The 23972-nt window shown below is 73.1% G+C and carries 21 protein-coding genes; 12 read left to right on the top strand and 9 right to left on the bottom strand.

Annotated elements, in window-relative coordinates; genetic code table 11:
- The first annotated feature begins 185 nt into the window (after positions 1 to 185).
- From ABZY31_RS23965 to ABZY31_RS23955, 3 genes are all read left to right on the top strand, one after another.
- Complete coding sequence (locus ABZY31_RS23965; protein WP_356413530.1) at positions 186 to 668, top strand: Lrp/AsnC family transcriptional regulator; 483 nt, start codon at positions 186 to 188, stop codon at positions 666 to 668.
- Positions 669 to 787: 119 nt separating this feature from the next.
- Positions 788 to 3157: a macro domain-containing protein gene (locus ABZY31_RS23960; protein ID WP_356413528.1), complete on the top strand. Its 2370-nt coding sequence runs from the start codon at positions 788 to 790 to the stop codon at positions 3155 to 3157.
- 58 nt (positions 3158 to 3215) lie between these two features.
- The gene (locus ABZY31_RS23955) at positions 3216 to 3635 is read left to right on the top strand and encodes a hypothetical protein (RefSeq protein ID WP_356413526.1); all 420 of its coding nucleotides are present in this window, start codon (positions 3216 to 3218) and stop codon (positions 3633 to 3635) included.
- A 10-nt stretch (positions 3636 to 3645) separates the two neighbouring features.
- Here the strand turns inward: ABZY31_RS23955 and ABZY31_RS23950 are convergent, their stop codons facing one another.
- Positions 3646 to 4431, bottom strand: a complete 786-nt coding sequence (locus ABZY31_RS23950; protein WP_356413525.1) for a MerR family transcriptional regulator — start codon at positions 4429 to 4431, stop codon at positions 3646 to 3648.
- Positions 4432 to 4489: 58 nt separating this feature from the next.
- Here ABZY31_RS23950 and ABZY31_RS23945 point away from each other — a divergent pair, with 58 nt between their 5' ends.
- Positions 4490 to 5707: an erythromycin esterase family protein gene (locus ABZY31_RS23945; protein ID WP_356413524.1), complete on the top strand. Its 1218-nt coding sequence runs from the start codon at positions 4490 to 4492 to the stop codon at positions 5705 to 5707.
- Positions 5708 to 5743: 36 nt separating this feature from the next.
- On the opposite strand, the gene ABZY31_RS23940 is transcribed toward ABZY31_RS23945, so the two are convergent.
- On the bottom strand, positions 5744 to 6280 hold the full coding sequence (locus tag ABZY31_RS23940) for a hypothetical protein (protein WP_356413522.1): 537 nt from the start codon (positions 6278 to 6280) through the stop codon (positions 5744 to 5746).
- Between the two features lie 382 nt (positions 6281 to 6662).
- Complete coding sequence (locus tag ABZY31_RS23935; RefSeq protein ID WP_356413520.1) at positions 6663 to 7598, bottom strand: LysR family transcriptional regulator; 936 nt, start codon at positions 7596 to 7598, stop codon at positions 6663 to 6665.
- 136 nt (positions 7599 to 7734) lie between these two features.
- Here ABZY31_RS23935 and ABZY31_RS23930 point away from each other — a divergent pair, with 136 nt between their 5' ends.
- Positions 7735 to 8985 (top strand): MFS transporter, encoded by a 1251-nt coding sequence (locus ABZY31_RS23930; protein ID WP_356413518.1) that lies wholly within the window; start codon positions 7735 to 7737, stop codon positions 8983 to 8985.
- A gap of 69 nt (positions 8986 to 9054) precedes the next feature.
- Here ABZY31_RS23930 and ABZY31_RS23925 read toward each other — a convergent pair whose 3' ends face one another.
- Complete coding sequence (locus ABZY31_RS23925; RefSeq protein ID WP_356413516.1) at positions 9055 to 10716, bottom strand: VCBS repeat-containing protein; 1662 nt, start codon at positions 10714 to 10716, stop codon at positions 9055 to 9057.
- A gap of 128 nt (positions 10717 to 10844) precedes the next feature.
- The gene (locus ABZY31_RS23920) at positions 10845 to 11519 is read right to left on the bottom strand and encodes a helix-turn-helix domain-containing protein (protein WP_356413514.1); all 675 of its coding nucleotides are present in this window, start codon (positions 11517 to 11519) and stop codon (positions 10845 to 10847) included.
- Positions 11520 to 11696: 177 nt separating this feature from the next.
- Between ABZY31_RS23920 and ABZY31_RS23915 the strand changes: the two genes are divergently transcribed.
- From ABZY31_RS23915 to ABZY31_RS23895, 5 genes are all read left to right on the top strand, one after another.
- Entirely contained in the window at positions 11697 to 12902 is a 1206-nt protein-coding gene (locus ABZY31_RS23915; protein WP_356413512.1) for a cytochrome P450, read from the top strand.
- Positions 12903 to 13067: 165 nt separating this feature from the next.
- Positions 13068 to 13286 carry a hypothetical protein gene (locus ABZY31_RS23910; RefSeq protein WP_356413511.1) on the top strand — a complete coding sequence of 73 codons (219 nt, stop codon included), beginning with the start codon at positions 13068 to 13070 and terminating at the stop codon, positions 13284 to 13286.
- Between the two features lie 624 nt (positions 13287 to 13910).
- Entirely contained in the window at positions 13911 to 14738 is an 828-nt protein-coding gene (locus tag ABZY31_RS23905; protein WP_356413509.1) for a hypothetical protein, read from the top strand.
- 254 nt (positions 14739 to 14992) lie between these two features.
- Positions 14993 to 16567 carry an alpha/beta hydrolase gene (locus tag ABZY31_RS23900; RefSeq protein ID WP_356413508.1) on the top strand — a complete coding sequence of 525 codons (1575 nt, stop codon included), beginning with the start codon at positions 14993 to 14995 and terminating at the stop codon, positions 16565 to 16567.
- Positions 16568 to 16707: 140 nt separating this feature from the next.
- A complete protein-coding gene (locus ABZY31_RS23895) occupies positions 16708 to 18084 on the top strand; it encodes an erythromycin esterase family protein (RefSeq protein ID WP_356413506.1) in 1377 nt (458 codons plus the stop codon).
- Between the two features lie 6 nt (positions 18085 to 18090).
- Here ABZY31_RS23895 and ABZY31_RS23890 read toward each other — a convergent pair whose 3' ends face one another.
- Positions 18091 to 19323 carry a serine hydrolase domain-containing protein gene (locus ABZY31_RS23890; protein ID WP_356413505.1) on the bottom strand — a complete coding sequence of 411 codons (1233 nt, stop codon included), beginning with the start codon at positions 19321 to 19323 and terminating at the stop codon, positions 18091 to 18093.
- A 125-nt stretch (positions 19324 to 19448) separates the two neighbouring features.
- Here ABZY31_RS23890 and ABZY31_RS23885 point away from each other — a divergent pair, with 125 nt between their 5' ends.
- Entirely contained in the window at positions 19449 to 20168 is a 720-nt protein-coding gene (locus ABZY31_RS23885) for an ASCH domain-containing protein (RefSeq protein ID WP_356413503.1), read from the top strand.
- A gap of 42 nt (positions 20169 to 20210) precedes the next feature.
- Here the strand turns inward: ABZY31_RS23885 and ABZY31_RS23880 are convergent, their stop codons facing one another.
- Positions 20211 to 20939: a hypothetical protein gene (locus ABZY31_RS23880; RefSeq protein WP_356413547.1), complete on the bottom strand. Its 729-nt coding sequence runs from the start codon at positions 20937 to 20939 to the stop codon at positions 20211 to 20213.
- A 104-nt stretch (positions 20940 to 21043) separates the two neighbouring features.
- Here ABZY31_RS23880 and ABZY31_RS23875 point away from each other — a divergent pair, with 104 nt between their 5' ends.
- Positions 21044 to 21676 carry a TetR family transcriptional regulator gene (locus ABZY31_RS23875; protein WP_356413501.1) on the top strand — a complete coding sequence of 211 codons (633 nt, stop codon included), beginning with the start codon at positions 21044 to 21046 and terminating at the stop codon, positions 21674 to 21676.
- Between the two features lie 86 nt (positions 21677 to 21762).
- Here ABZY31_RS23875 and ABZY31_RS23870 read toward each other — a convergent pair whose 3' ends face one another.
- Positions 21763 to 22032: a hypothetical protein gene (locus ABZY31_RS23870; protein WP_356413499.1), complete on the bottom strand. Its 270-nt coding sequence runs from the start codon at positions 22030 to 22032 to the stop codon at positions 21763 to 21765.
- 116 nt (positions 22033 to 22148) lie between these two features.
- A complete protein-coding gene (locus ABZY31_RS23865) occupies positions 22149 to 23855 on the bottom strand; it encodes a PP2C family protein-serine/threonine phosphatase (RefSeq protein WP_356413497.1) in 1707 nt (568 codons plus the stop codon).
- Positions 23856 to 23972 lie beyond the last annotated feature (117 nt).

Below are 23972 nucleotides of genomic sequence, written 5' to 3'. Positions count from 1 at the left end.
GGGCCGGGAAGGGCCGGGGGCTGCGGCGTCGGGGGCGTCGGATGGCGGGGGTGTGCGGGCGGCGCACGGGCGGTGCGGGCGCGGGATTCCGTACACCGGCAACGCTAGGGCTTCGGGCGGGGCAGTCGATTGCCAGTTCTGCCTCCCGGACATACGTTTGGGGCAGGATCTGCCAAGGAGGGGCCGTGGACGCAGTCGATCTGCAGATCATCCGGGAATTGCAGGCGGACGGGCGGCTGTCGAACCAGGACCTCGCCGACCGCATCCGGCTCTCGCCCTCCCCCTGCCTGCGGCGGGTGCGACGGCTGGAGGAGGCCGGCCTGATCCGCGGCTACACGGCCGTGGTCGACCAGGTGGCCTTCGGCCTGCCGATCACCGTCTTCGTGCGGATCCGCCTGGAGCGCCACACGGCGGCGGCGGTCCGGCTCTTCGAGGAACACGTCGCGCTCATCGAGCACATCCAGGACTGCTACCTGATGGCGGGCAGCAGCGACTACCTGCTCCGCGTCGTCATCGAGGACCTGGAGGCCTACGAGTCCCTCGTGCGCGACCGCGTCCACGCCATCCCCGGCATCGCCTCGATCGAGTCGAGCTTCGCCTACGGCAGCGTCAAACAGTCGCGGACCTACCCCCGACCGACGCCGGGCGCCTCCGCGCGCCGCCTCTGACACGGAGTCATGAGGGCAGGTCACCAGCCCTTTTGTGCGGGCCGGGGCGCCGACGGCGTTGTCAGTGGCGGGGGTTATGTTCGGGGAGTCGCAAGGGCGTTTCCGGACAGGAGTGGACGATGACCGAGAGCAGTGCGCAGCCCGCGCTCAGGGTGGTGCTGACCGATGTGAACGAGCACGTCGTGCAGGCGTGGCGGGCGGCGTTCGCGGACACCCCCGGCGTCGAGATCCGCGGGGGCTCCATCCTCGACGAGGACGTCGACGCCTGGGTCACCCCGACCAACTCCCGGGGCCGGATGGACGGCGGGGTCGACGCCGTCATCAAGCGGTACCTCGGGTCCGGCATCCAGGTGCGGGTGCAGCGGGCGATCCGCGACCGGTTCGCCGGACCCCTGCCGGTGGGCAGCGCGGTCTGCGTCCCGTCGGGGGCGGCCGTCCCGCGCTACCTGATATCGACGCCGACCATGGTGCGGTCCGCGCAGAACGTGAGTGCCACGGTGAACGTGGCCCTGGCGTGCGCCGCCGCCTTCCAGGCCGTCCACCGGCAGAACCGGAAGGCTCCGGGCAGCATCCGCTCGGTGGCGCTCGTCGGCATGGGCGCGCAGACCGGCCGGGTCCCGGCGAGGGTGTGCGCCAACCTGATGTGGACCGGCTACACGCTCTTCCACGACCACTGGTTCGAGGACGACGACGAGTTGCGCAGCACGGTCATCGCGCAGCTCCAGGGCATCGAGAACGCGCCGGTCGAGGAGCGGGTGCGGATCGTGCCGCCGCAGGCGGCCGGGCTGGCGCCGACCGAGCCGGTTTCGCCGGAGCCGGTCGCACCCGCGCCTGCGCCGAGTGAGCCTGCGGCTGCCGAGCCCGCGCCGACCGGGCCCGTAACCGCGCCGCCGACCGCGCCCGCCGCGGACGATCCCCTCGCTCTCGCCGGGCTGTTCGACGGGGGCGGTGAGCCCTGGCTTCCGCTCCTGAAGCCGGTGATCGAGGCGCGGCCGGACGCCGCCCGCTTCATCGGACCGGGCCGCAGCCCCGAGGTCGTACCGGTCCGCGAGCTGACCTTCCAGGCGCTCAAGCCCCACCCTCCGCACAAGTGGAAGGTCGTCGTCTTCGGCCAGAACCCGTACCCGCGCCCGGAGAGCGCGACCGGCATAGCCATGTTCGACAACACCTTCAACGACTGGAAAGACAGCCAGTTCGGCCGGGTCGTCAGCATCCGGTGCCTGATCAAGGCGGCGGCGATGTGGAAGTACGGCATCGCCAAGAAGACGCCGATCGCCGAGGTCCGCGCGCTGCTGAAGGAGCGGGACACGGTCCAGCCGCCGGAGTGGTTCCAGGCGATGCTCACGCAGGGCGTGCTCCTGCTGAACGCCTCGCTCACCGCCAGCGGCGACGGAGCGATGGGCGCCGACCAGCACACGGCCTTCTGGCGGCCCGTCGCCGAACGCATCGTCGAGGAGATCCTCAAGGCCAAGCAGGACGGCGACGAGGAGGACCGCGGGGTCGTGTTCGCCTGGTGGGGCGCGCACGCCCGCAGCCTGAAGAAGGTCGTCCTGCGGCTCCAGGAGAAGTACCCGGACGTGGAGGTCCGGCACATCGACCACGCGAACCCGGCGGCGCAGGGCGACCTCTTCTGCGAGGGCGATCACTTCACCCTGGTGAACGAGGCCCTCGCGTCACTGGGGTGCGACGGGATCGACTGGCTGCCGAGCTCGGGATGGAACGCGGGAGCGGCCGGCGGGGGCGGCGCCGACGGGGGTGTCGCGGCCCGGATGGGCGCTTTCATCGAGTCGACCATGAACCTGCACCAGCTGTACCTGGAGCGGCTCACCAGCGTCAAGGACGAGGGGCTGGTCCTCCCCTCGATCACGGGTGTGTTCGCCACCCCGCTGATGGACTTCCAGGAGGCCCTCGCCCCGGTCGCGCAGGTGCTCCCCGGGCTCGGCGGCCACCTCGACCGGTCGCGCGACTTCGGCAAACGGCGAGTCGACGAGACGGCGGCCGGGTTGTCCGCCGACGCGATCGCCGCGCTGTACCTCTACACCTGCGAGTCGGCCTTCTACCGCGAGATCAACGCCGTCCTGCGCTCTCCCGACCGCACCAGGGTCACGCCCTACCTGCCGTACCTGCGGCTGCTGTTCTCGGCGGTGTCGGGGCTGCCCGCCCACACGCAGCCCTTGTGGCGCGGAGTCTCGCTGGACCTGCGGGCACAGTACCCGGTGGGGCGGACGGTGACCTGGTGGGGCGTCTCCTCGTGCACCTCCGAACTGAACGTGGCCCGGTCCTTCCTGGGCAGCCGCGGCAAGCGGACGCTCTTCGAGGTGACGCCCGCGCAGGCCGTCGGGATCAGGAACTTCTCCGCCTTCACCGGGGAGGAGGAGTACATCCTCGCGCCGGGTACGCAGCTCAAGGTCACGGACGTGACGTCCGAGCGTGGCGGCCTGTGCACGGTCCGGCTGACCCAGGCCGACGCCGCTCCGGTGGTGTCGTAACCGCCGCGCGGTCCCCCGCGCCCTGTCGGGCGGCCGCCGGAGCCGGGAGACTGGGGTCATGGCCCAAGGACTGCGGAGACCTCTTTCCCACCTGCTCGCGACCGTGGTGCTGGCCGCGGGGGCGATGGCGGCCTGGGCCGCCTGGCTGGGCTGGGACCAGCACCGCGACGTGCACCCCGATGGTGCGACGACCGGCCCCTACGAGGCCTGGCAGGTGATCGGTCTCGTGCTGACGCTGCTGGTGGCGGTGTACTGGGCGGCCTCGCGCGGGCACGTCGTCGCCGCGGCGCTCGGCCCCGGCATCGGGCTGACCGCGGCCGCCGCCTACGACTGGTCGGACGACGGGAGCGGGCTCTTCGTGATCGGCGCGGGCCTGGTCTTGGTGGGGACCCTGGTCGTGGCCGGCGGGCTCGCGCTCCTCATCGCCGCGCGGACGCGGAACGGCGCCGCCGGCCGGGTCGGGCGGCGATCGCGGTAGGCCGTCCGGCTCATCCGCGCGCGCGGAGGTACGCCTCCAGCTCCGCGGCCCCCGCCAGCAGGGCCCGCCCCCGGGCGGACAGCCGTCCGTTCCAGTCGGCCAGTGCGCTCTCCAGCGGCTCCAGCCCGCCGGCCGACCGGACGTGGGCGATGAGCGGGGCGATCTGCTCCAGCGGGTAGCCACCGCGCCGGAGCTGGTGGGTCAGGCGGGCGTCCCGTGCGGCGGCCGCGTCGTAGACGCGGTATCCGGTCCGCGGGTCGCGGCGGGGGTGCACCAGTGCGGCGCGTTCCCACGTACGCAGCGTCGCGGGCCGGATGCCCAGCTGGTGCGCCAGCGGGCCGATGAACGAGTTCCCCGGCGGGGGCGCCGTGGACGTCCTGGGCGTCGAGGACCCCGGGGAGCCCGCCGACCCCGGGGACGCCTCGCGCGGCTCGGTCGCCGCGGGTGCCTCCAGGTCGCGGAGGGCTTTCTCCACGGCCCGCAACGTGCTGCGGTCCTCCAGGAGTTGTGCGTGGCTCTCGTCGACGAGCCGGAACGCCTCGTCGTCCGCGCCCTCGTTGACCGCCCGCATGACCGACGCCGCCGTCCGGTGGCCGTGACCGGGGAGCAGGGCGAGGAACGCGCGCAACGCGCCGGCGTGCAGTGCGGTGTAGGTGCGGTAACCGTGCGGGGTGCGACCGGTGGCGGGCAGGATGCCCGCTTCCTCGTAGTTCCTGACCGCCTGCGTGGACAGGCCGTGAGCACGCGCCAGATCGACCGGCCGCAGCCGGTCACGCCTTTGAAGGTTTTGCCCCATGAAGCCGACGATAGCGCGCCAAAGTCTCCACCGGGGCTTCAACGATAGCGTTGAAGGCATGGCTACTGACATCGAGAACACCGCCGGCGCCGTCGACGCCGCCGGCGTCATGAGGCTGTTCCCGGCCCGGCCGCGGCTGCTCGCCCTGGGCGAGCCCACCCACGGCGAGGACGCGCTGCTCGTCCTGCGCAACGAGCTGTTCCGGCAGCTCGTCGAGGAGGAGGGCTACCGGACGATCGCCATCGAGAGCGACTGCATGGCCGGGCTGGCCGTGGACGAGTACGTCACCTCCGGCACGGGCCGCCTCGACGAGGTCGCGGAGCGGGGCATCAGCCACGGCTGGGGGACCTCCGCCGCCAACCGCGAGCTCGTGCGCTGGATGCGGGCCTACAACGCCCGGGCCGACCGCGACGGTCGGCCCGCCTCCGACCGGCTCCGCTTCGCCGGTTTCGACGGCCCGCTGGAAATCACCCACGCCGCGAGCCCCCGGCAGGCCCTCACCGCGCTCCACGGCCACCTCGGCGCCCGGGTGGACGCGACCCTGCTCCCCTGCACCCCGGAGGAACTCGACCGCCTGCTCGGCGCCGACGACCGGTGGACCGAGCCCGCCGCGATGCTGGACGCCGCACGCTCCGCGGGCCGGTCGGCCGAGGCGGACCGACTGCGCCTGCTCACCGACGAGTTGATCGCCCTGCTCGACGCGCAGGCGCCGCACCTGCTGGTGACGGCCTCGCGGGACGACGTGGACCTGGCGCGCCTGTACGGGCGTACCGCTGCCGGCCTGCTGCGCTACCACCACGCGATGGCCGACCCCTCACCGGCCCGCATGACGCGGCTGTGCGCACTCCGGAACCTCATGATGGCCGACAACCTCCTCGCCCTCGCCGCCCGCGGCCCCGTACTCGTCCACGCCCACAACTCCCATCTGCAGCGGGAGAAGAGCTCGATGCGGACGTGGGAGGGGACGGTGGAGTGGTGGAGCGCCGGCGCGCTGGTGAGCGCCCGCCTGGGCGCGGAGTACGCCTTCGTGGCGACGGCCCTCGGCACGATCCGGCACCAGGGGGTGGACACCCCGCCGCCGGACACCGTGGAGGGGCACCTCTACGCCCTTCCCGAGAACGCCTACGTCATCGATTCCCGCCGACTGGCCACGGCCCTCGGCAGTCCCCTGCCCGAGCCCCGCGTGTCCCCCTGGTACGGCTACGCCCCGCTCGACCCGGCCCACTTGGCGGCGGGCGACGGCCTCGTCTTCGTCAGGGACGTTCCGCAAGGCTAGTCCCCTGGTCGGACCGCCGACCGCCGGGGACATGCCTCAGGCCTCCTCCACCCGTGACAGGGCGTCGGTGATCAGGCGGGTGGCGAAGTCGGGGTCGCCGGCGATGCGGTTGATGTGTTCCGCCAGCAGGAAGGCGGTGGCCTCCAAGGGGTTCATCTCCTCCCTCTTCCACGCCCCGTACCCCTTGCGCCACAAGCTGGGGCTCAGCCCGGTACCCGCGGCGATGACCAGGCCGGCCATGGTGGGAACGGCCTCGGGCCGGACGCTCTTGGGCATCATGCCCAGCGAGGCCACGAGGTGGGGCACCACGTACTCGATGACGTCCTTGCCGTGCTCCTCATGAGCCTTACGCAGCCACGTCGTGAACATGTAGATGAGGGTGCACGCCCCGTCCAGCACGTCACCGGCCCCCTCGGGGCCCAGGGACGCGGCGTACTGCTCGATCAGCAACTGCTGTTCGGGGTCAACCTCGGGCTTGCCGTCGTGGACGGCCTTGAGCCGGGAGTCGATCATCATCAGCGCTGTGCCCACATCACCGATGGGGGCGTACTGGGCGTCGTAGGGCGATGACACGGAACTCCTCCTCGGGTACCTGGTGCGCATGCGTACCCAGGGGCGGCGCGTTCGATGCACCGGCGCGCGGAAGAGGGTGCGGGGGCAAGGGCGGGGGCGGGGCACGGAAAAGGCCCCGGTCTCCTTGCGGAGGCCGGGGCCTTGATCGAGCGCTGGGCAGGCCTTGCACCTGCATCCCCCCACGGGAAGTGGGGTGTCTTTCCTTGGACCACCAACGCGAGCCCACCACCGGAAACCCGGCTGCGAGAACGAGATCAGCTTAGCGCATCCCCGCCCGGGATCCGGCCCAGGGGAAGTCGTGTCGCGGGACGGGTCGCCGATCGCCGATCGCCCGTCAGGGGCCAGGGGCCGGGGACCAGATGGTCAGCACGGGGTCAGACGGTCAACGTGGGGCCACCCAGTCCGGGACCCAGGTGCCCGGGGCGCCCGGGCCGGACGCCGTCGTGGCGAGGTGCGCGCGGAGGGTGGCCAGCGCGGGGTGCGGGTTGTCGCGGTGCCAGAGGAGCGAGTGCGGGTAGACGGGCGTGGGGTCGGTCACCGGGATGCGGCGCAGGCCGTGGCCGGTGGGCCAGACGAGGCGGGTGTGCTCGCCCATGAAGGTGGCCAGGGCGGGGGTGTCGGCGACGGTGTCGAGGAGGGCGTCGGAGCCGAAGTTGGGGCCCGTCGCCTCGATGGTGAGGCCGAACTCGGTGACGAGGTCGTCGTAGTAGGCGGCCCACTCGGTGCCCGGCACGATGCCGGGCATCCAGATCCGGTGCCCGACGAGCTGCTGGAGGGTCACGGACCGGGCGTCCGCCAGCGCGTGGCCGGGGCCGGTGAGGAGCTGGAGCGGTTCGTCGAGCACCCGGACGGACTCGATGTCCTCGGGGAGGGGCAGGCCGGGCGCGGCCACGGCGCGGAAGGACGCGTCGATCGCGCCGGACCGGATGGCACTGACGGCCGTCTCGAAGCCGAAGAGCATCACCACGTCGAGGTCGATCTCGGGGTGTGCGCGGTGGAAGCCGCGCATCAGGCCCGACTGCGCGACGCGCGAGGCGATCACGTCGACGCGCAGCGGGCGGCGGCCGGTGCGCACGGAGGTGACCGCGCGCTCGGCGACGCGCAGCAGCTCGCGCGCGTGCGGCAGGAACGCCTGTCCGTCGATGGTGAGCTCGGCGCCGCGCGGGGTGCGGGTGAACAGCCGGACGCCCATGCCGCGCTCCAGTGCGGCGATGCGCTTGGAGACGGCCTGCTGGGTGATCCCCAGCTCGGCGGCGGCCACCTGGAACTGCCGGGCGTCGGCGGCGGCGACGAAGGTGCGGACGGTTTCGATGTCCATGGCGCTGCACCTTACGCCCTCACAACCACTGGTTGTGCCGCTGGCCGCTTCGGTTGTTTGATCCCCCGGCAGTGGGCCCGCTTGGATGGATCCGATCGCGGATCGGTTGTACGAGTGACGGCGAGGGGCGGCGGGCATGGGGGACGGGCACCGACTGGGACGGCGGTTCGGGTGGCTCTGGGGAGCGTACGGGACCAGCGCGCTGGGCACCTGGCTCGCCTTCGGGGCCTTCCCGCTGATCGCCGTCCAGGTGCTGCACTCCGGACCGGCCGCGGTCGCCGCCCTCTCCGCGGTCGGATCCGCGGTGGGCGCCGCGGTGGCCGTGCCGCTCGGGCCGTGGGTGGACTTCCGGCGCAAGCGGCCGGTGCTGATCGCGATGGACCTGGTGCGGTGCGCGGCGCTGCTGACGGTCCCCGCCGCGTTCGCGCTCGGCGCCCTCACCTTCCTCCAGCTCCTGCTGGTCTCGGTCGTGGTCGCGGCGGCCGACATCACCTTCCGTGCGGCCTCCGGCGCGTACCTGAAAACGCTGCTCGCGGCCGAGGACCTGCTCGTCGCCAACGCGCGCTTCGAGTCCACCGCCTGGACGACCACGATCATCGGGCCGCCGCTGGGCGGCGCGATGATCGGGCTCCTCGGTCCGGTGGTCACCGTGGTGGCGGACGCGGTCAGCTACCTGCTCTCGGCGCTGGGCATCCACGCGTCGCGGGGCCACGAGCCGCGGCCCGAGCGCCGGGAGGGCTCGCGCATGCGGGCCGGCGACCTGCTCGACGGCTGGCGGTACATCCTCGGCGACGCGATGCTGCGCCCGCTGTTCTTCAACACCGCGGCGTTCAACGCCCTGGTGATGGCGACGCAGCCGCTGCTCGCCGTCCTCATGCTCGGACCGCTCGGGTACGCGCCCTGGCAGTACGGCCTCGCCTTCGCCGCACCCGCGATCGGCGGACTGTTCGGCTCCCGGCTGGCCCAGCCGCTCGTCACCCGGTTCGAACAGCACCGGGTGCTCCTGGCGGCCGGGACGCTGCGCGCGCTCTGGCCCGTCGGGCTGGCGTTCGTGGGGCCGGGAACCGGGGGCCTGCTGCTGGTGATCGCCGTCGAACTGGGGCTCATCTTCTGCTGCGGGGTCTTCAACCCCGTCAGCGCGACCTACCGCCTGGAACGCACCGCGACGGGCCGGGTCGCCCGTACCCTCTCCGCCTGGGCGGTGACGACCAAAGCCACCACCGCCCTCCTGACCGCCGTCTGGGGCGTCCTGGGCAGCCTGCTCGGCCCCCGCCCGGCCATCGTCCTGGCCGGCCTGCTCCTCCTGGCGACCCCGCTCCTCCTCCCCCGGCACGGCACCGGCACCACGCCCCGACCGGAAGCGGAACCGGCTCGCGACCGCACCTGATCCGCCCGCACGCGCCGCCAGGGGTCCGACGGACCCCGCCCGCGGGCCCGTCGGGAACCCGGTGGGTGCTCAGACGGCCGGGCCGAAGCCGGTGACCGTCGGGTGGGGAGTCGCCGTGCCCCTCCCCGGGAAGACGGTCACCTTGCCGGAGGCGTCCGCGGACCAGAGGTCCGGCAGGCCGTCACCGGTGAGGTCACCGTCGGAGCCGACGCGCGGGTGCGCGGCGGGGGTCAGAGTGGTCAGGACCGGCCCGGCCGACGGGTCGGCGAATGCGGAGAAGTCCGGGGCGTCGGGAGTACCCGTGAGGGAGAAGGCGCGGACGGCGCCGTCGGTCGAGCGGGCCCACAGCGTGGGGAAGTCCGTGCCTTGGGCGCGGCCCGGGGTCAGCAGCTCCTGGCCGGCCCACTGTGTGCCGTTGCCCGAGACGAGGACCGCTTCGTCGTCGAGCTCCATGGACTCTCGCTCCACCAGCCACAGGCGGCCGTTCTCCACGAACAGCAGCGAAGTACTCGGCAGGATGCCCTCCTCCGCCCGGTCGCCCCGCGGGGAACCGAAGGCCGCGAGCTGCGCGACCTGCGCCCAGTCGGGGCCGAGGCCGTGCTCCGCGCAGTCGATGACGGTGCGTGCGGTGTCCCGGCAGATGGTGGGTTTGGCGAGGTCCGACGGGGCCTGTTCCGTGAAGCGGCCCGCGCCGTCGTTGCGGAAGAGGACCAGGGAAGGAGTGCCGGGGGCGTGCGCCAGCAGGTCGTCCACCTGTTGGTAGCCCAGGGTGCCGCGGTGGGTGTACTGGACTCCCGCCCAGCTACCGCCACCGCCGGGCGCGGCGACGGCACGGGCGTTCGCGGTGTCGTGCGGGTTCGCCCCCCGCTTGCGGAGATTGCCTGCCGCGTCGGGGACCAGAACGTCCGGCTTGCCGTCGGAGTCGATGTCGCCGAATACGGCCGGGGCGGAATTCGGCTGCGCGTAGTAGTAGACGACGGCGTCCTGGGAGACGTTGCCCGCGTTGTCCATCGTCTGGAGGTAGACCGCCTGGCTGCCCCAGTTGGCGGGCGTGACCTTGATGTCGACGGAGCCGTCGGTGAGACGGACGATGTGGGAATTCGTGGCCTCGTCCGAGCAGCGCCAGCCGACGCTGGACGTCGAGGTGGTGCTCCAGCGGGCGCAAGCGATCTCCGAGCCCGTGTCGGCGCCCCGCAGGGTGAAGGTCGCCTCCTCGCCGACCTTCTTCGGGGTCGCGTCCGTGGTGACCTCGGCGGTCGGCGGCGTCCGGTCCACGCGGAAGTAGCACCAGGCCGTGTACGGGCCGGTCGACTTCCCGTCGGCGGCGCGGGCACGCCATGCGTACTGGCGGCCGTCCAGGAAGTGGTCACGGCCGAAGTCCGCACGCGCCTCGGGGTACGTGCTCCAACCGGACGTCTGCTCCGTGCGCTTGCCCCCGTACGTGGTGTCCCAGAGCTGGAACGTCGTCTGGAGCTGCGCCCCCGTCGGCGACGAGGCCGTGGCACGCAACGTGAGGTCACTGGCGCCGACCCAGCCCGCTCCGGCACCGGAGTACGGATCGGTGTCGCAGTCGGCGTAGCGGTCCTCGCCCGCGAAGCCGGGCTGCGGGCTGGTCCGCGGCGTGGTGACCTTGGGCGTCGTCGGGTCGGCAGCCGCGGCGGTCGGCGGCGCGGCGGCCAAGCCGAGCGCCAGCGCCAGCGCCGCCGTAGATAACGCGCGAGCAGGTGTCATGTGGTGCGTTCCCCCCTGGGAATGTGGTGGTCGCCCCGTGGCGGTCCACTGCGCGTAATCTTTCAGAAGAGTTACCGGATCGCACTGACATTCCCTCGGCCAGGACGGCCCGCGGCGGCCGCCCGCCGTTACGTCAGGAGGGGGCGCCAGCGGTTGGCGGAGGTCAGCATGTCCTCAATGACGTGTTCCAGGAACGTTCCGGCTCTGGTCAGGCGTTGTCCCACCGGTGTGTCCGGGCCGAGTTCCTCGGCCGCCGTCAGGGCGGCGCGGGCCGAGGCGAGGGTGTGCCGCGAGCTGATCAGGACCGACTGGTACCAGGCGTCGTCGTCGAGCACGTAGACGTCCCGGCGGCCGCGCGGATCGCGTTCGCGCCGGACGTAGCCCTGCTGGACCAGGAAGTTCACGGCCACCGAGACCGAGGCCGGGCTGACGTTCAGTCTGCGGGTCAGCTCGGCGGCGGTGCGCCTGCCGTCCTCGGACAGCAGCAGATCGACGTGCACGCGCGCCGTCATCCTGGGCAGGCCCGAGCCGACGGCCAGTTCGATGATCCGCTCTTCCGCCGTGGTGGTCGGCGCTCCCGCCGCGCGCGGGGGCGCCGGTGTGCCGCGCTGCGCCCGTCGGCCCGCGGCGCGCTGGGCTTCCTGGGGCCGGTAGCCGTGGGGACCGCCGTTGCGCGCGACCTCCCGGCTGATCGTCGAGGTCGGCCGGTCGAGCCGCCTCGCGATCTCGGCATAGGAAAGCCGGTCGGCGAGACCGGCGGCGATGCGCTGACGTTCCTGCTGGGTCAAGCGTCCTCCTGGCATGCCGCAAGTATTGCCTTCGCCTTCATTCATTGCAACGTCGCATTGCATTCGGGTTCAGCGTCATTGCATCAATTTCCGTGTTGTGACGTGCAGTTATGGATTCTTGTTGATTGACGCTCCAACGAACGCAACGTAGCTTTCGGCATACGTAAAACACGCAATGCCGCGAGATGAGGAATGGTCATGAGCGAAACGAGCGCATCACTGCACACCGTCGCGGCGCTGCCGACGGAGCGTCCGCCCGGGTGCCCCTTCGACCCGCCGGCCGAGCTGATCGACGCGCGGCGGCACGGTCCGATCAGCCGCTACACCCACCCGGGCGGGAAGCCCGGCTGGCTGATCACCGGCTACGACGCCGTCCGGTCGGTCCTGGCCGATCCGCGGTTCAGCTCGCGCAAGGATCTCCTGAACGTCGTCGACTTCGAGCTCCCGCCGGCGCCGCCCGGCGAGTTCCTCCTCATGGACGAGCCCCAGCACGGGCGTTACCGCAAACCCCTGGTGGGCAAGTTCACCGCCCGCCGGATGCGGCTGCTCACCGAGCGCATCGAGCAGATCACCACCACCTGCCTGGACGCCATGGAGGCGGCCGGGCCGCCGTCGGACCTGGTGACCGCCTTCGCCAAGCCCATCCCCACGATCGTCATCTGCGAGCTGCTGGGGGTTCCGTACGAGGACCGGGACTCCTTCCAGGAGCAGATCGATACGTTCATGAACGGGGAGACGAACGACGAGGACCTGCTGGCGGCCTACACCGCGACGCAGGAGTACCTCGCCCGGCTGGTGGCCGCCAAGCGCGCGCACCCCACGGACGACGTGCTCAGCGAGCTGACCGACGGCGACCTGACCGACGAGGAGCTCCAGGGCATCGCTCTGATCCTGCTGGCGGCCGGCTTCGACACCACCGCGAACATGCTGTCCTTGGGGGCCTTCGCGCTTCTGCGCAACCCGGCGCAGCTGGCGGCGCTGCGCGCCGATCCCTCGCTCACCGACCAGGCGGTGGAGGAGCTGCTGCGGTACCTGAGCGTCGCCAAGTCGTTCATGCGGACGGCGCTGGTGGACGTCGAGGTGGGGGGCCGGCTGATCGAGGCCGGCACGACGGTCGTCCTGTCCTACAACACGGCGAACCGCGACCCGGAGCGCTTCGCCGATCCGCACGCGCTCGACCTCCGGCGGGCGGCCGGCGGCCACCTGGCCTTCGGCCACGGCATCCACCTGTGCCTGGGGCAGCAGCTGGCCCGCGTCGAGATGCGGGTCGCGTTCTCGGCGCTGCTGAGCCGCTTCCCCACGCTGCGCCTGGCCGTACCGGCCGAGGAGGTCGCCGTGCGACCGGAGGCCGCGGACATCCACGGCGTGAAGAGGCTCCCGGTCACCTGGGACGCGTGAATGCGGGGCGGGGTGTCGGGGCTACGGGGACCGGGGGCCACGGGGCCCGAGGGGGCCCGTACTCCGGCGGCCGCGCGGGCCCGCGTACCGGCGGCGCGGGCGTCCGCCGACCCGTCCGGCCTCCTGCGGCGTGCCGGTGGCCGTCGGCTCCCCGACACTGGAGCCATGTCTGCCCGCCTCGTCATCTATCCGCCCGACGACAACGGCTGGCGGCGTGTCCGCTGGGACGGAACGGCCATCGGCGTCGCGCACAAGCCGTCCGACATCGCCGTCTTCCTGGCCGCGGCGGGGATGGAGAACGCCGAGAGCCTGGACTTCGCCGACTCCGACCTCGTCGAATGGCGGGGCGGCGGCCCCGAGACCTGGGCGGAATCGCCCCCGTAGACACGGATACCGGGACCCTCCACGGTGACGTAGCGCGACGGAACCGTCAGGGCCGCATACGAGGGCCGTAACGTTGCGCGCGGCCCGTGCATCCGCCACCGCGGCGGGCATCTTCGCCTTCCGCTACGGCGCCCGGCGCTCCCCCGTCCGCCTCCCGGCCGTCCGCTTCCGCCCCCGCGCCGGGCCGTCCCGGTGGCGTCAGCACGCTGGTGACGTCCACTGACACTGACGGGCGCTGTCCGGCGCGGATCACCGCCCCCTCCGCCGCCGTCCCCGGTGACGGCGGGGCGGCGGGGCGGGAAGGTGCTTACGCTGGAGGGGCTCGCACGCAACAGCGCGGGCAGCACGTCACAACCCTCGCGGACGGGGTGGACCATGGCCCTCAAGCACGCGAAGCAGGGAACGGGAGCCCGCCCACGCGGCCGGGGCCGGATCCCTGCCGTGGCAGCGGTATCGGCTCTCGCTGCGACGTTCCTGGTGGCCGGGTACACGGTGTCCGGACCGAGCGCGGAGGCGACAACCGTCACGGCGCCCCACCACTCTGCCGGCTCGGCCACAGGCTCCGCTTCGGCGCCCCGGGAGCCGTGCCGGCCGTCGCTGCCCGACAGTTTCTGGCGCGCGCCCGTGGACACGCTTCCCGTCCACCCGAAATCCGACCGGTACGTCGCCTCCATCGGTTCGGCGGCGCCCCTGCACCCTGACTTCGGGTCGGGGCTCATCGACGGCCGGCCCTTCGGCATCCCCGTCACCGTCTCGGACACGGCGGTGCCCGAATCAAAGGTCTCCCTGGACTACGCCGAGGAAAGCGACGCCTCCGGCTACCGGATCCCCCAGGACGCCAGGATCGAGAACGGTCCGGCGAGCGACGGGGACCGGCACGTCATCGTCTGGGACCGCACCCGGTGTGCGTCCTACGAGCTCTGGGACGCCCATCCGCAGGGCGGAAACGCCTGGCACGCAGGCTCGGGCGCGGTCTTCGACCTGCGCTCGCACGCACTGCGGCCCGACGGGTGGACGTCGGCCGACGCCGCGGGTCTGGCCGTCCTGCCCGGTCTGGTGCGCTACGAGGAGGCGGCGGCCGGATCGGTCGACCACGCGATCCGCATCACCGTGCCCCGGTCCGACCGGAGCCACCTCTGGCCCGCGCGGCACCACGCGGGCACCGCCGCGGACACCTCGCTGCCTCCCATGGGGCTGCGGCTGCGACTGAAGAGCGCGGTGGACACGTCCCAACTCGCCCCGCAGGCGAAGGCGGTGGCGGAAGCGCTCAAGAAGTACGGTGTCATCGTCGCGGACAACGGATCGCCCTGGTACATCTCCGGGGCGGAGGACTCCCGCTGGGACAACGCCCAGCTCGACGGGCTCAAAGCGTTCAAGGGGTCGGACTTCGAGGCGGTCGACGCATCGGGGCTCCGGCACGCGCCGGACTCGGGAGCCGTCGCGCCGAGGTAGGCCCGCTCCGTCCGGCGGCGGCGCCGCTCCCCCTGACACGCGGCTGCCGAGGCCCCGGGGGGTGCAGCGGGGCGTCCCCCCTGAGGAGGAGGCGCGACCGGGGCGCGGGTCCCCGCCGGGGGGCGAGGGGGACCAGGGTCCTCGTGCCCGTGGGCGATGTGGCGGGCGGGGGCGGGTCCCTAGCGTCGGGGCATGCGATCGCACCGGTCAGGAGCGCCCGCACGACGCCCGCACCCACCAGTCCGAGGAGCCCCGTGACCACCCTCAGCCCCGCCGCGCGCCGCGCCTGCGCCCTCAGTCTCGCGCTCGCCGCCTGCCTCACCGCCTCCCCCGCGGTGACCGCGGCCGCCGCGGCCCCCGCCAAGGGCGGCCCCGGAGGCGGGCTCGACCGGTACTACCAGCAGCGCCTCGGCTGGGGCAGCTGCGCCAAGGGCGCCGACGACGCGGCGGGGCACGACCTCGACCGGGCCGGCGTCCAGTGCGCCGACGCGACCGTACCCCTGGACTACGGCGACCCGCGGGGCCGGACGATCACGGTCGCGGTGTCCCGGCTGAAGGCGACCGACACCCGTCAGCGCATCGGCGCGCTCCTGCTGAACAACGGCGGCCCCGGCGGCCCCTCCGTCCAGTCGCCGCCGGACGTCCGCAAGGCGATGAAGGACGTCGGCGCGCGCTACGACATCATCGGCTTCGACCCGCGCTTCGTCGGCCGCAGCACTCCCCTGGACTGCGGCTGGCCGGTGGGCAGTTCGTGGTTCTCGGCGGGCGCCGGCCGGGCCGGTTTCGAGAAGCAGGTGACCCTGCAGAAGGGCCTCGCCGACAAGTGCCGCGCCGCCGACGCCGCCGTCCTGCCGTACATCAGCACCCGTAACACGGCCCGCGACATGGACGTCATCCGCGGCGCCCTCGGCGAGCGCCGGATCTCCTACCTCGGCTACTCCTACGGCACCTACCTCGGCACCGTCTACACCCAGATGTTCCCCGGCCGCTACGACCGCGTCGTCCTCGACGGGGCGATCAACCCCGCCGACTACGGCCCCCGGCTGCTGAAGGGATCCGAGCCCGAGAACGAGAAGGCGCTCGCCGACTGGGCGCACTGGGCGGCGCAGCGCCACGGCGCGTACGGTCTCGGGCGCACCCGCGCCGAGGTGCTCGCCACCGTCGACCGGATCGTCGCAGCCGCCGCGCGCGGCCCGTTGACGGTCGGCGCGGGCGCCGACGTGTTCCGGCTCGACGACAGCCAGGTGCCGGTCCTGCTCCTGACGGCCACCGGGGACGACAGCGACGCGACGCGCGCCTTCCTCGGCGAGCAGCTGTCCGTACTGGACGCGGCGGCGCGGGGCGCGGCGCCGACCGCGCTGTCGCCCGGGTTCGCCGCGACGCTCCGCTATCTGCTGCACGGCGGGGGCGAACCGTCGGGCGTGCAGGCCGCCGTCCTGTGCGGGGACGTGGCCGCGCCGCGCGATCCGCGGACGTACTGGCGGGACATCGAGCGCAGCCGCTCCGCGCACCCTCTCTTCGGGCCGCTCACCGCCACCATAGGGCCGTGCGCCTTCTGGGACCGCCCGCGCGAGGAACCCACCCGGGTGCGGCGGGACGCGCCGGTCCTGATCGTGGCCGCCACCGGTGACCCGCGCACCACGTACAAGGGCAGCGTCGCGCTGCACCGCCTGCTGCCGGCTTCCCGGTTGCTCACCCTTGACGGCGCCAACCGGCATGCGCTCTACGGTCGTTACGGCAACACCTGCGTGGACGACGGGGTCAACCGCTACCTGGCCACCGGCATCCTGCCGGCCAAGGACCAGACGTGCGTCAAGCCGGCCGGGTAGCGCGGGCGACGGGGTGGCCACCGTGCCGGGCGGGGGTTTTCCCCCACCGATCCGGAGGAAAGCCCCAGGGCGCTGCTCCCCCCGCTCCCGCCATGATCGTTTCACGACCCAGTGGAACACCGAACCGAGGAGCAACCGGCATGAGCGCGTATCAGCGGACGATGGGGCGGCGCAAGCTGCTCGCCGCCACGGCAGGCGTCGCGGCGGCCACCGTCCTGGCCGCCCCGCGGGCCTCCGCCGCACCGGCGGCGCGTACCGCCCCGGCCGGGCCCGCGGCGGCGGCGAACGGTGGGGAAGCCGCCGCGCTCCGTGCCCTGGAGCGCGCTGCCCAGCCCCTGCGGACGACGGAACCCGGCGGACGCACCACCGATCTGCGCGCCCTCGGCTCCATGATCGGCGAGGCCGTGGTCGTCGGGCTGGGAGAGGCGACCCACGGCTCGCACGAGTTCTTCGCCATGAAGGAACGCGTCTTCCGCCACCTCGTCGAGGAGAAGGGCTTCACCACCTTCGCCCTGGAGATGAGCTGGACGGCGGGTCTGCGCATCGACGAGTACCTCCAGGGCGGCGCCGGGGAGCTGAGGCGGATCGCCAAGGAGACGCTGGGCGGATCCCCCTGGGAGCGCGAGGAGTTCGTCAGCCTCATCGCCTGGATGCGGTGGTACAACGACCGCCACCCTGGCCGGAAGGTCCACTTCATGGGCAACGACGTGGGAGCGCCCCGGCTCGGCGACGCCGCCTTCGAACGGGTCCTGTCCCACGTACGCGGCGACCACCCGCAGGACCTTGCGCGCCTGACGGAGCTGTACGCGGGACTGCGCCCCTTCGACGACGTCTTCGCCCACCTGCAGAAGCCCGTGGCCGAGCGACGCGCGGACGCCGCCACCGCGCAGCGGGCACTGGACCTGGTCGCGGCCCACCCTGCCGGCGGCGAGGCCTGCGCGTGGACCCTCCAGCACGCCCGCAACATCGCCCAGACCTTCGCCTTCGCCTCCCTGGACCTCTCCGATCCGGAGTCGGTGTCCGCGGCGGAGCACCTGCGCGACCGGGTCATGGCCGACAACACCGTCTGGTGGCATCGCCGCACGGGCGACAAGATGCTGCTCTCCGCGCACAACGGGCACGTGGGCTACCTGAGCACGGATCCCGTGATGTACCCGACGACGCAGGGTGCCTTCCTTCGCAACACTCTCGGCAGCGACTACGCCGCCATCGGTTTCACCTTCGCCCGCGGGTCGTTCCTCACCGCGACCACCCTCGGCAGTGCCTGGAACAAGGTCACGGTCCCGGCGGCCGCCCCCGGCTCGCAGGAGCACACCCTCGACCGGGTCCGCCACCGCGACTACTACCTCGACCTGCGCACACTGGCGACGGCGGGGCGCAGTTGGCTCGACACGCCCCGCCCCGTGTACGAGGCGGGTTCGTCCTTCAGGAACGACCCGCCGCCCACGCTCGCGATCGGCCCGGCGTACGACGTGCTCGTCCATGTGAGCCGGGTGCGCGAGGCCACCGCTCTTTGAGCGGCGTCAGCGCTGCTTGAGGGCGTGGTCCGGGGCCAGGGCCTGGGAGATGCGTTCGGCGATGGTCTCGGCCGAGTTGCCCTGGGGGCTCTTGGGGCCCTGCGTCACGGTGACGGAGATCGCGAGCTCGGCGGCCGGCAGGTAGGCCTGGATGGCTGCGTAGCCGGAGAACGACGGGTTCGTCAGGATCCAGTCGTTGACGACGAGCACGCCCAGGCCGAAGTGGTGGGCCGCCGTGTTGGTCAGCAGGCACACGGTGGCGGGGCAGGTGGACGTCGCATGGCCGAGGCCCGTGGTGCCCGGGTCGAGCTGGGTCTTGAAGGACTTCGCGGACACCAGCTCGCCGGTCCCGATGGCCCGCGCGGAGCGGTCCAGGTCGCAGATGTTCTGCACGAGGACGGCTCCCGGAGCGGTCGTCCACGAGGGGTTCCAGAAGGTGGACTCCTCGTAGGTGCCGCGCTCGGAGGTGAAGGCGTGCAGGACGGGCTCCGGGATCTGCGGCGTGGACTGGTTGCTGGTCTCGCTCAGCCCGAGCGGCTCGATCACGGTCTGCGACAGGAGCCGGTCCAGCGGGAGTCCGCTGATCTTCTCCAGCGCGGCGCCGAGGAAGGCGAAGTTGGCGTGCGAATAACTCCAGTTGGTACCCGGCTCGTACAGCAGCGGCTGCCGCGTCGCGTAGCCGGTGATCTCGGCCGGGGTCCACTGGCGGAAGGGCGCCGCCTCCAACTCCTTGAGGAACGCGGGATCCGTGACGTAGTCGTGCAGGCCGGACGTGGAGTCGGCCAGCATCCGCAGGGTGATCTCCGAGCCGTGCGGCACGTCCGGCAGCCAGCGCGACACGGGGTCGTCGAGGGAGGCCTTGCCCTGCTCGACGAGCCGCAACAGCGCGGTGCCCATGTAGACGATGGCCACGGAGCCGGTCCGGAAGTGCATGGCGGGTTCGGCCGGTGCGCCGGTCATCGACTCTCCGAGGGCCGTGGTCAGCACCTCTGTGCCGCCGGAGGAGACCCGCAGGATCACCGAGTTCAGGCCCAACTCCCGCTGCGCCTGCTGCGCGATGGTGAGCACCTTGCGCGCGTCGCCCTGCGCCGGACCGGGCGAGCTGACGCAGGTCTGCGGCGCCGCCGCGGTCGCGGCCGCGACGCAGGTCTGCGGCGCCGCCGCGGTCGCGGCCGACGCCGGGCCCGCGGCGGTGCCGGCGGGGAGGGCCGCGCCTAACAGGGCGGATATGCAGAGCAAGACTGTCCGAGTACGCCTCACTCTCACAGTATGGGCAGGCCCTCCGCGAGGCGCATTCCGGGCGCCGAGGTCGCCCGAGGCGGCCGCCGTTCGCCTCCCGCCCGGGTGATCGTTAAGGTGCTCCGATGGACAGGACGATGCGGGAACTGACGGCGGCGGAACGGGAGCTGGTCGATTTCGCCCGGGAGGTGGTGGACGCCCACGGCGACGGTGAGCGGCACACGGTGGGGGCGGCGGTACGGGACGCGACGGGCCGGATGTTCCGGGGCCTGAACCTCTACCACTTCACCGGCGGCCCCTGTGCGGAGCTGGTGGCCCTCGGCCACGCGCGCGCCGAGGGAGCACGCGAGCTGACCACCATCGTGGCGGTGGGCGACGCGGGGCGCGGTGTGCTCGCGCCGTGCGGGCGGGACCGGCAGGTCCTCTTCGAGCACCACCCCGGCATCCGCGTCCTGGTGGCGACGGCGGACGGGCTGCGGAGCGTCCCGGTCGCCGAGCTGCTCCCGTGGGCCTACTCCTCGCCCGCGCCCGCCGTACGGCCCCTGCGTTTCCACCCCGACTACCTCGACGCCGTCCTCGCGGGTGAGAAGACCACGACGGTGCGGTTCCGTGACCCGGTGGAGACCGGGCCCGTGAGCCTGCTGTTCGAGTCCGACGAGGAGGTGGTCCTGCCGGGGAGGGTCACGCGGGTGGTGGCCAAGCGGGTGGCCGAGCTGACGGAAGAGGACGCGCAGGCGGACGGCTTCCGCGACCTCGCGGAACTCGGAGCCAAGCTGCGGTTCCACTATCCCGGGATCGCTCCGCAGGACGCGGTCACCGTCGTCCACTTCGAGGTGACCGGCTGACCGGCTGACCGGAACCGGGTCGGCCCCTGCCCGGGCCCTCTCTCAGGCCTCCCGGACGGCCTCCCGCTCCCCCTCGACGGCGCCGCTGCGGCGGTCGGCGTCGGGGCGGAGCGCTGCCGGGCGGGCCACGAGGCACGTCACGGCGCCGAGTGCGAAGCCGTAGGCGGCCACCAGGCCGTGACCGTTGGACTGGGCGAACCAGAGGGCCAGGCCCAGCACCGGCACACCGAGCGCGAGCAGGGCGTCCTTCGTGTGCGCCCCGATCCCACCGGTCCGCAGGACGCGGAGCAGGAGGGGCGCGGCGAGGGTCGCGGCGAGGAAGTACGTTGCCCCCGAACTCCCGGCGAAATTGCGCGGATCGGCGCTGCGCTCGCTCTGGCCGAACAGCATGTCGACGTACGTCGGCAGCAGGATGCCCGCCGTGAACAGGCCCAGCATCAGGGGGCCGCCCCAGAACCACTCGGCGAGCGCGGCGATGACGGCGATGGTGGCGATGTTCCACGCGTCGCCGGCGGGGCCGCCGTTCTGCATGAAGACCGAGGTGGCGATGCGCCACCAGCCCGTCCGGGCCGGGTCGCTGTCGAAGGTGTCCGTGGCCGCCGACCAGGTCAGCTGCGTCACGAGTCCGGCGATGACGAGGGTGGTCAGCCCGATCGCCGCCCAGGGGGTGCGCCGCTGCCGGAGGGTGCCCTCGCCCAGCAGGGACAGCCCTCCTTTGAACATCAGGACCATCAGTGCCGCCGTGGTCACGTTGAACACCAGCGCGCCCATCGTCACCACCCCCCTTCGCTCCCCGTCACGTGCTGTCGAGAAGGACAGTAACGCTCCGGCGCGAGAAATTCAAACAGTGTTAGAAAACAGGGTAGGCTGCTGCCATGAAGCTGACAACGGAGCGGATCATCGACGCCGGGATGGCGGTGTTCGCCGAATCGGGCTACCACGGCCTGTCCATGCGCAAGGTCGCGCAGCGGCTCGACGCGCAGGCCGGAAGCCTCTACTACCACGTGGCCAACAAGGAGGTCCTGGTCCGGCTGATGGCCGACCGGGTCGCCCGGCAGGCGTACGACGCGGGGAGCGCCGCCCTGGCCGGACTGGGACCCGGCGCGAGCTGGCAGGAACGGGTCGAGGCTCAGCTCGTCGCCCTGCGGGAGGTCATCCGGCGCCACCCCGGCGGGGCGGTGATGCTGGCCGACAGCCCGAAGGTGCTCAGCACCGGGGCCCTGGCCCTGATGGAACGGCTGCTCGACACGCTCGCGGAGGCCGGTGTGCCGGCGGCGCACCGCGGCGTGGGCGCGGACACGCTGCTCAGCCACGTCACCGGCTTCGTCCTGCAGGAGCAGAGCGCGTCACCATCGGTGGCGATCGGCGCCGAGGAGGCCGCCGCGCTGCGCGAGCGGTACCCCGGGACGGTGGCCGCGGCGGCCCTCGGGGAGGACGAGGCGTACGTCCGCAGCGTGCGGCTGGTGTGCGCCGGCCTCGGCACGCTCCTGGAGGCGCCTGCGCCGTAGCGGCGGGACCGGCGCGAGGGTGTGACGCGCACGACCGGCCGCCGGGGACGGGGCGCCCGTACCCGGCGGCCGTACGGCTCTGCTGCCTACGGGGCCGGCCGGGTCTGTTCCTCGCGGCCGAGGCCCGGGCGCTGCTGCTTGGCCTCGTGGCCCTCGGCGTCCGCGTCGGCGTCCTTGGCCCGCCCCGCGACGGCGTCGTCCGCCTGCTGCCGGGCCTCGTCGTCGCCGCTCTCGCCCTCCGCCTGCGAGGGGGTGGTGCGCGCGTTCTCCTGGGGCATCTCTTGCTCCGTCCTCTCGCCCTCCGCCTGGGAAGGGGTGGTGACCAGGTCGTCCTGGGACTTCTCGGAGTCCGTCATCCGGGCCTCCTTCGGTGGTGCCGGTTTTCCGCCACTACCCCGCCCCGCCGATCTCATACGGCGCGCCCGGGTACAGCGTGCGGCCCCCGCGCGCGGGGGCCGCCGGGGTGGCCGCGTCAGTCGAGGCGCAGCGCCACCAGGCAGGTGTCGTCCTCGTGTTCCCCCGCGGCGAAATCGCCCATGATGCGGTCGAGCGTCTCCTGCGCGGTGAGGCCGCCGCACGACGCGAGGGCGGCCCCCAGCGCCTTGATGCCCTCGATGATGTCCTCGCCCCGCCGCTCGACCATTCCGTCGGTGTAGAGCAGCAGCAGGTCCCCGGGTTCGAGCCGCACGGTCGCCGTGGCGTAGGCGTGACCCGGCACCAGGCCGAAGAGGGGACCGCGGTGTCCGGTGGGGAGCGCGGAGGCCCGGCCACCGCGCAGCAGCAGGGGGGCCGGGTGGCCCGCGCACGCCCAGGTCAGCGTGCGGTCGGCGGCGATGTGGCCGATGACCGCGGTCGCCGTCTCCGCCGCCGGGTCGGCGCACAGCAGTTCGTTGAGCCAGGTGGTGAGCTGCCCCGCGTCGGTTCCGGGGGCGTGGGCGAGGCCCGCGAGGGCGTGCCGCTGCTGTGCCATGCGGGCCACGGCGCCCAGGCCGTGCCCGCAGGCGTCGCCGACAGCCAGCAGGATCCGGCCGTCGGGCAGCCGCCGGCATTTGTACCAGTCCCCGCCGACGGCCTCCGATTCGGCGGGGAGGTACGCGGTGGCGAGGGAGAGCCCGAGGGCGGCCAGTTCCGCGGAGTGCGTGGGGAGCAGGGCCTCCCGGAGCACCGCGGCCACCCGGCGCTCGGCGGCGGCCTCCTCCTCCAGCAGTTCGCTGTGCCGACGGCTGGACGCCAGCCGCTGGCGGCTGCGCACCTGGGCGGTCAGGTCGCGGGCGATGAGGTGGATGGCCCAGGGAAGCCCGTCCATGGCGACGACGGGGTGCCCCACGAGGCGCAGGGTGCGGATCTCGCCCAGCACGTTGAAGCGGACCTCACCGCCCGAGGGCTCCTCCCCTTCGAGCAGCGCGGTCAGCAGCCGGCCGAAGCGCCATACGTCCTCCAGCAGGACCGCGTCGCACAGTTCGGCCAGGGTGAGGGTCTGCCCGGCTTCCAGCCGGAAGAGGGCGGACAGCCCCTCCGACCAGGTGACCTCGCCCGACAGCAGGTCCCAGGTGCCCCACCCCATCGAGGCGATGTACTGCGCGTCCAGCGAGAGCAGTTCCGTACGGTTGCGGGCCGGGCGCCACGTGGCGAGCACGTTGCCGCCGCACGACGCCGCGTCGTACAGGAGCTGCGTGCGGTGCAGCCCGTCCCTGCGGTGCTCGGTGTAGTCCACCGCGTGGGCCTTCAGCGCGCGCCCGCTGTCGAGCACCTCCGTGAGGGCGCCGATCAGGCCGCCCGCCGCGGCGCCGGGCTGGACCTCCCGCAGGCGGCGCCCGGTGTACCGGTCGGGGGCGTCGAGCCACTCGGCGGCGCGGACGTGGTTCCCGGCCCGGACGGTGAAGTCGACGACGGTCCCCGCCTCGTCCCGCACGGGCACGAGCAGGGCCGCGGACACCGGGATCGCAGGCAGCGTCGCACAGACGCAGGCCCAGGGGTCGTGGGCGTCGTCCGCTCCGGGGCACGAGTGCGCCCGGTCGGGGCTCCCCCCGCACGCGCAGGCCGCCCCCGCCTCCGGAGCGGCCTCGGCACCCTCCGCGGTCCGCACCCCCGCCTGGCGCCGCGCGGCGCTGCGCAGACCCTCCACCTCGCGGGCGATCAGCTGCTTGAGCACTGCGGGGTCCCGCGGGGTGAAGGGCATCGTCCGTCCTCGGCGTCGGAGCGCACGGGCGTGCCGGGGGAGGTCCGGCACGGCCACGCGTGGTCCTGCCAGGATGGCCCGTCGACGCGCGCACGGCCCGTTGGCGCGCGCCGCACG

Origin of the sequence: Streptomyces sp. NPDC006529 (assembly GCF_040611795.1) — a bacterium.
Lineage (GTDB): Bacteria > Actinomycetota > Actinomycetes > Streptomycetales > Streptomycetaceae > Streptomyces.
This window is presented reverse-complemented; position numbering and strand designations above follow the sequence as displayed.

Coding starts and splice junctions, on each gene's coding strand:
- ABZY31_RS23960 (WP_356413528.1), top strand. CDS start 788: ATGACCGAGAGCAGTGCGCAGCCCGCGCTCAGGGTGGTGCTGACCGAT.
- ABZY31_RS23955 (WP_356413526.1), top strand. CDS start 3,216: ATGGCCCAAGGACTGCGGAGACCTCTTTCCCACCTGCTCGCGACCGTG.
- ABZY31_RS23950 (WP_356413525.1), bottom strand. CDS start 4,431: ATGGGGCAAAACCTTCAAAGGCGTGACCGGCTGCGGCCGGTCGATCTG.
- ABZY31_RS23945 (WP_356413524.1), top strand. CDS start 4,490: ATGGCTACTGACATCGAGAACACCGCCGGCGCCGTCGACGCCGCCGGC.
- ABZY31_RS23935 (WP_356413520.1), bottom strand. CDS start 7,598: ATGGACATCGAAACCGTCCGCACCTTCGTCGCCGCCGCCGACGCCCGG.
- ABZY31_RS23930 (WP_356413518.1), top strand. CDS start 7,735: ATGGGGGACGGGCACCGACTGGGACGGCGGTTCGGGTGGCTCTGGGGA.
- ABZY31_RS23925 (WP_356413516.1), bottom strand. CDS start 10,716: ATGACACCTGCTCGCGCGTTATCTACGGCGGCGCTGGCGCTGGCGCTC.
- ABZY31_RS23920 (WP_356413514.1), bottom strand. CDS start 11,519: ATGCCAGGAGGACGCTTGACCCAGCAGGAACGTCAGCGCATCGCCGCC.
- ABZY31_RS23915 (WP_356413512.1), top strand. CDS start 11,697: ATGGTCATGAGCGAAACGAGCGCATCACTGCACACCGTCGCGGCGCTG.
- ABZY31_RS23910 (WP_356413511.1), top strand. CDS start 13,068: ATGTCTGCCCGCCTCGTCATCTATCCGCCCGACGACAACGGCTGGCGG.
- ABZY31_RS23895 (WP_356413506.1), top strand. CDS start 16,708: ATGAGCGCGTATCAGCGGACGATGGGGCGGCGCAAGCTGCTCGCCGCC.
- ABZY31_RS23885 (WP_356413503.1), top strand. CDS start 19,449: ATGGACAGGACGATGCGGGAACTGACGGCGGCGGAACGGGAGCTGGTC.
- ABZY31_RS23880 (WP_356413547.1), bottom strand. CDS start 20,939: ATGGGCGCGCTGGTGTTCAACGTGACCACGGCGGCACTGATGGTCCTG.
- ABZY31_RS23875 (WP_356413501.1), top strand. CDS start 21,044: ATGAAGCTGACAACGGAGCGGATCATCGACGCCGGGATGGCGGTGTTC.
- ABZY31_RS23870 (WP_356413499.1), bottom strand. CDS start 22,032: ATGACGGACTCCGAGAAGTCCCAGGACGACCTGGTCACCACCCCTTCC.
- ABZY31_RS23865 (WP_356413497.1), bottom strand. CDS start 23,855: ATGCCCTTCACCCCGCGGGACCCCGCAGTGCTCAAGCAGCTGATCGCC.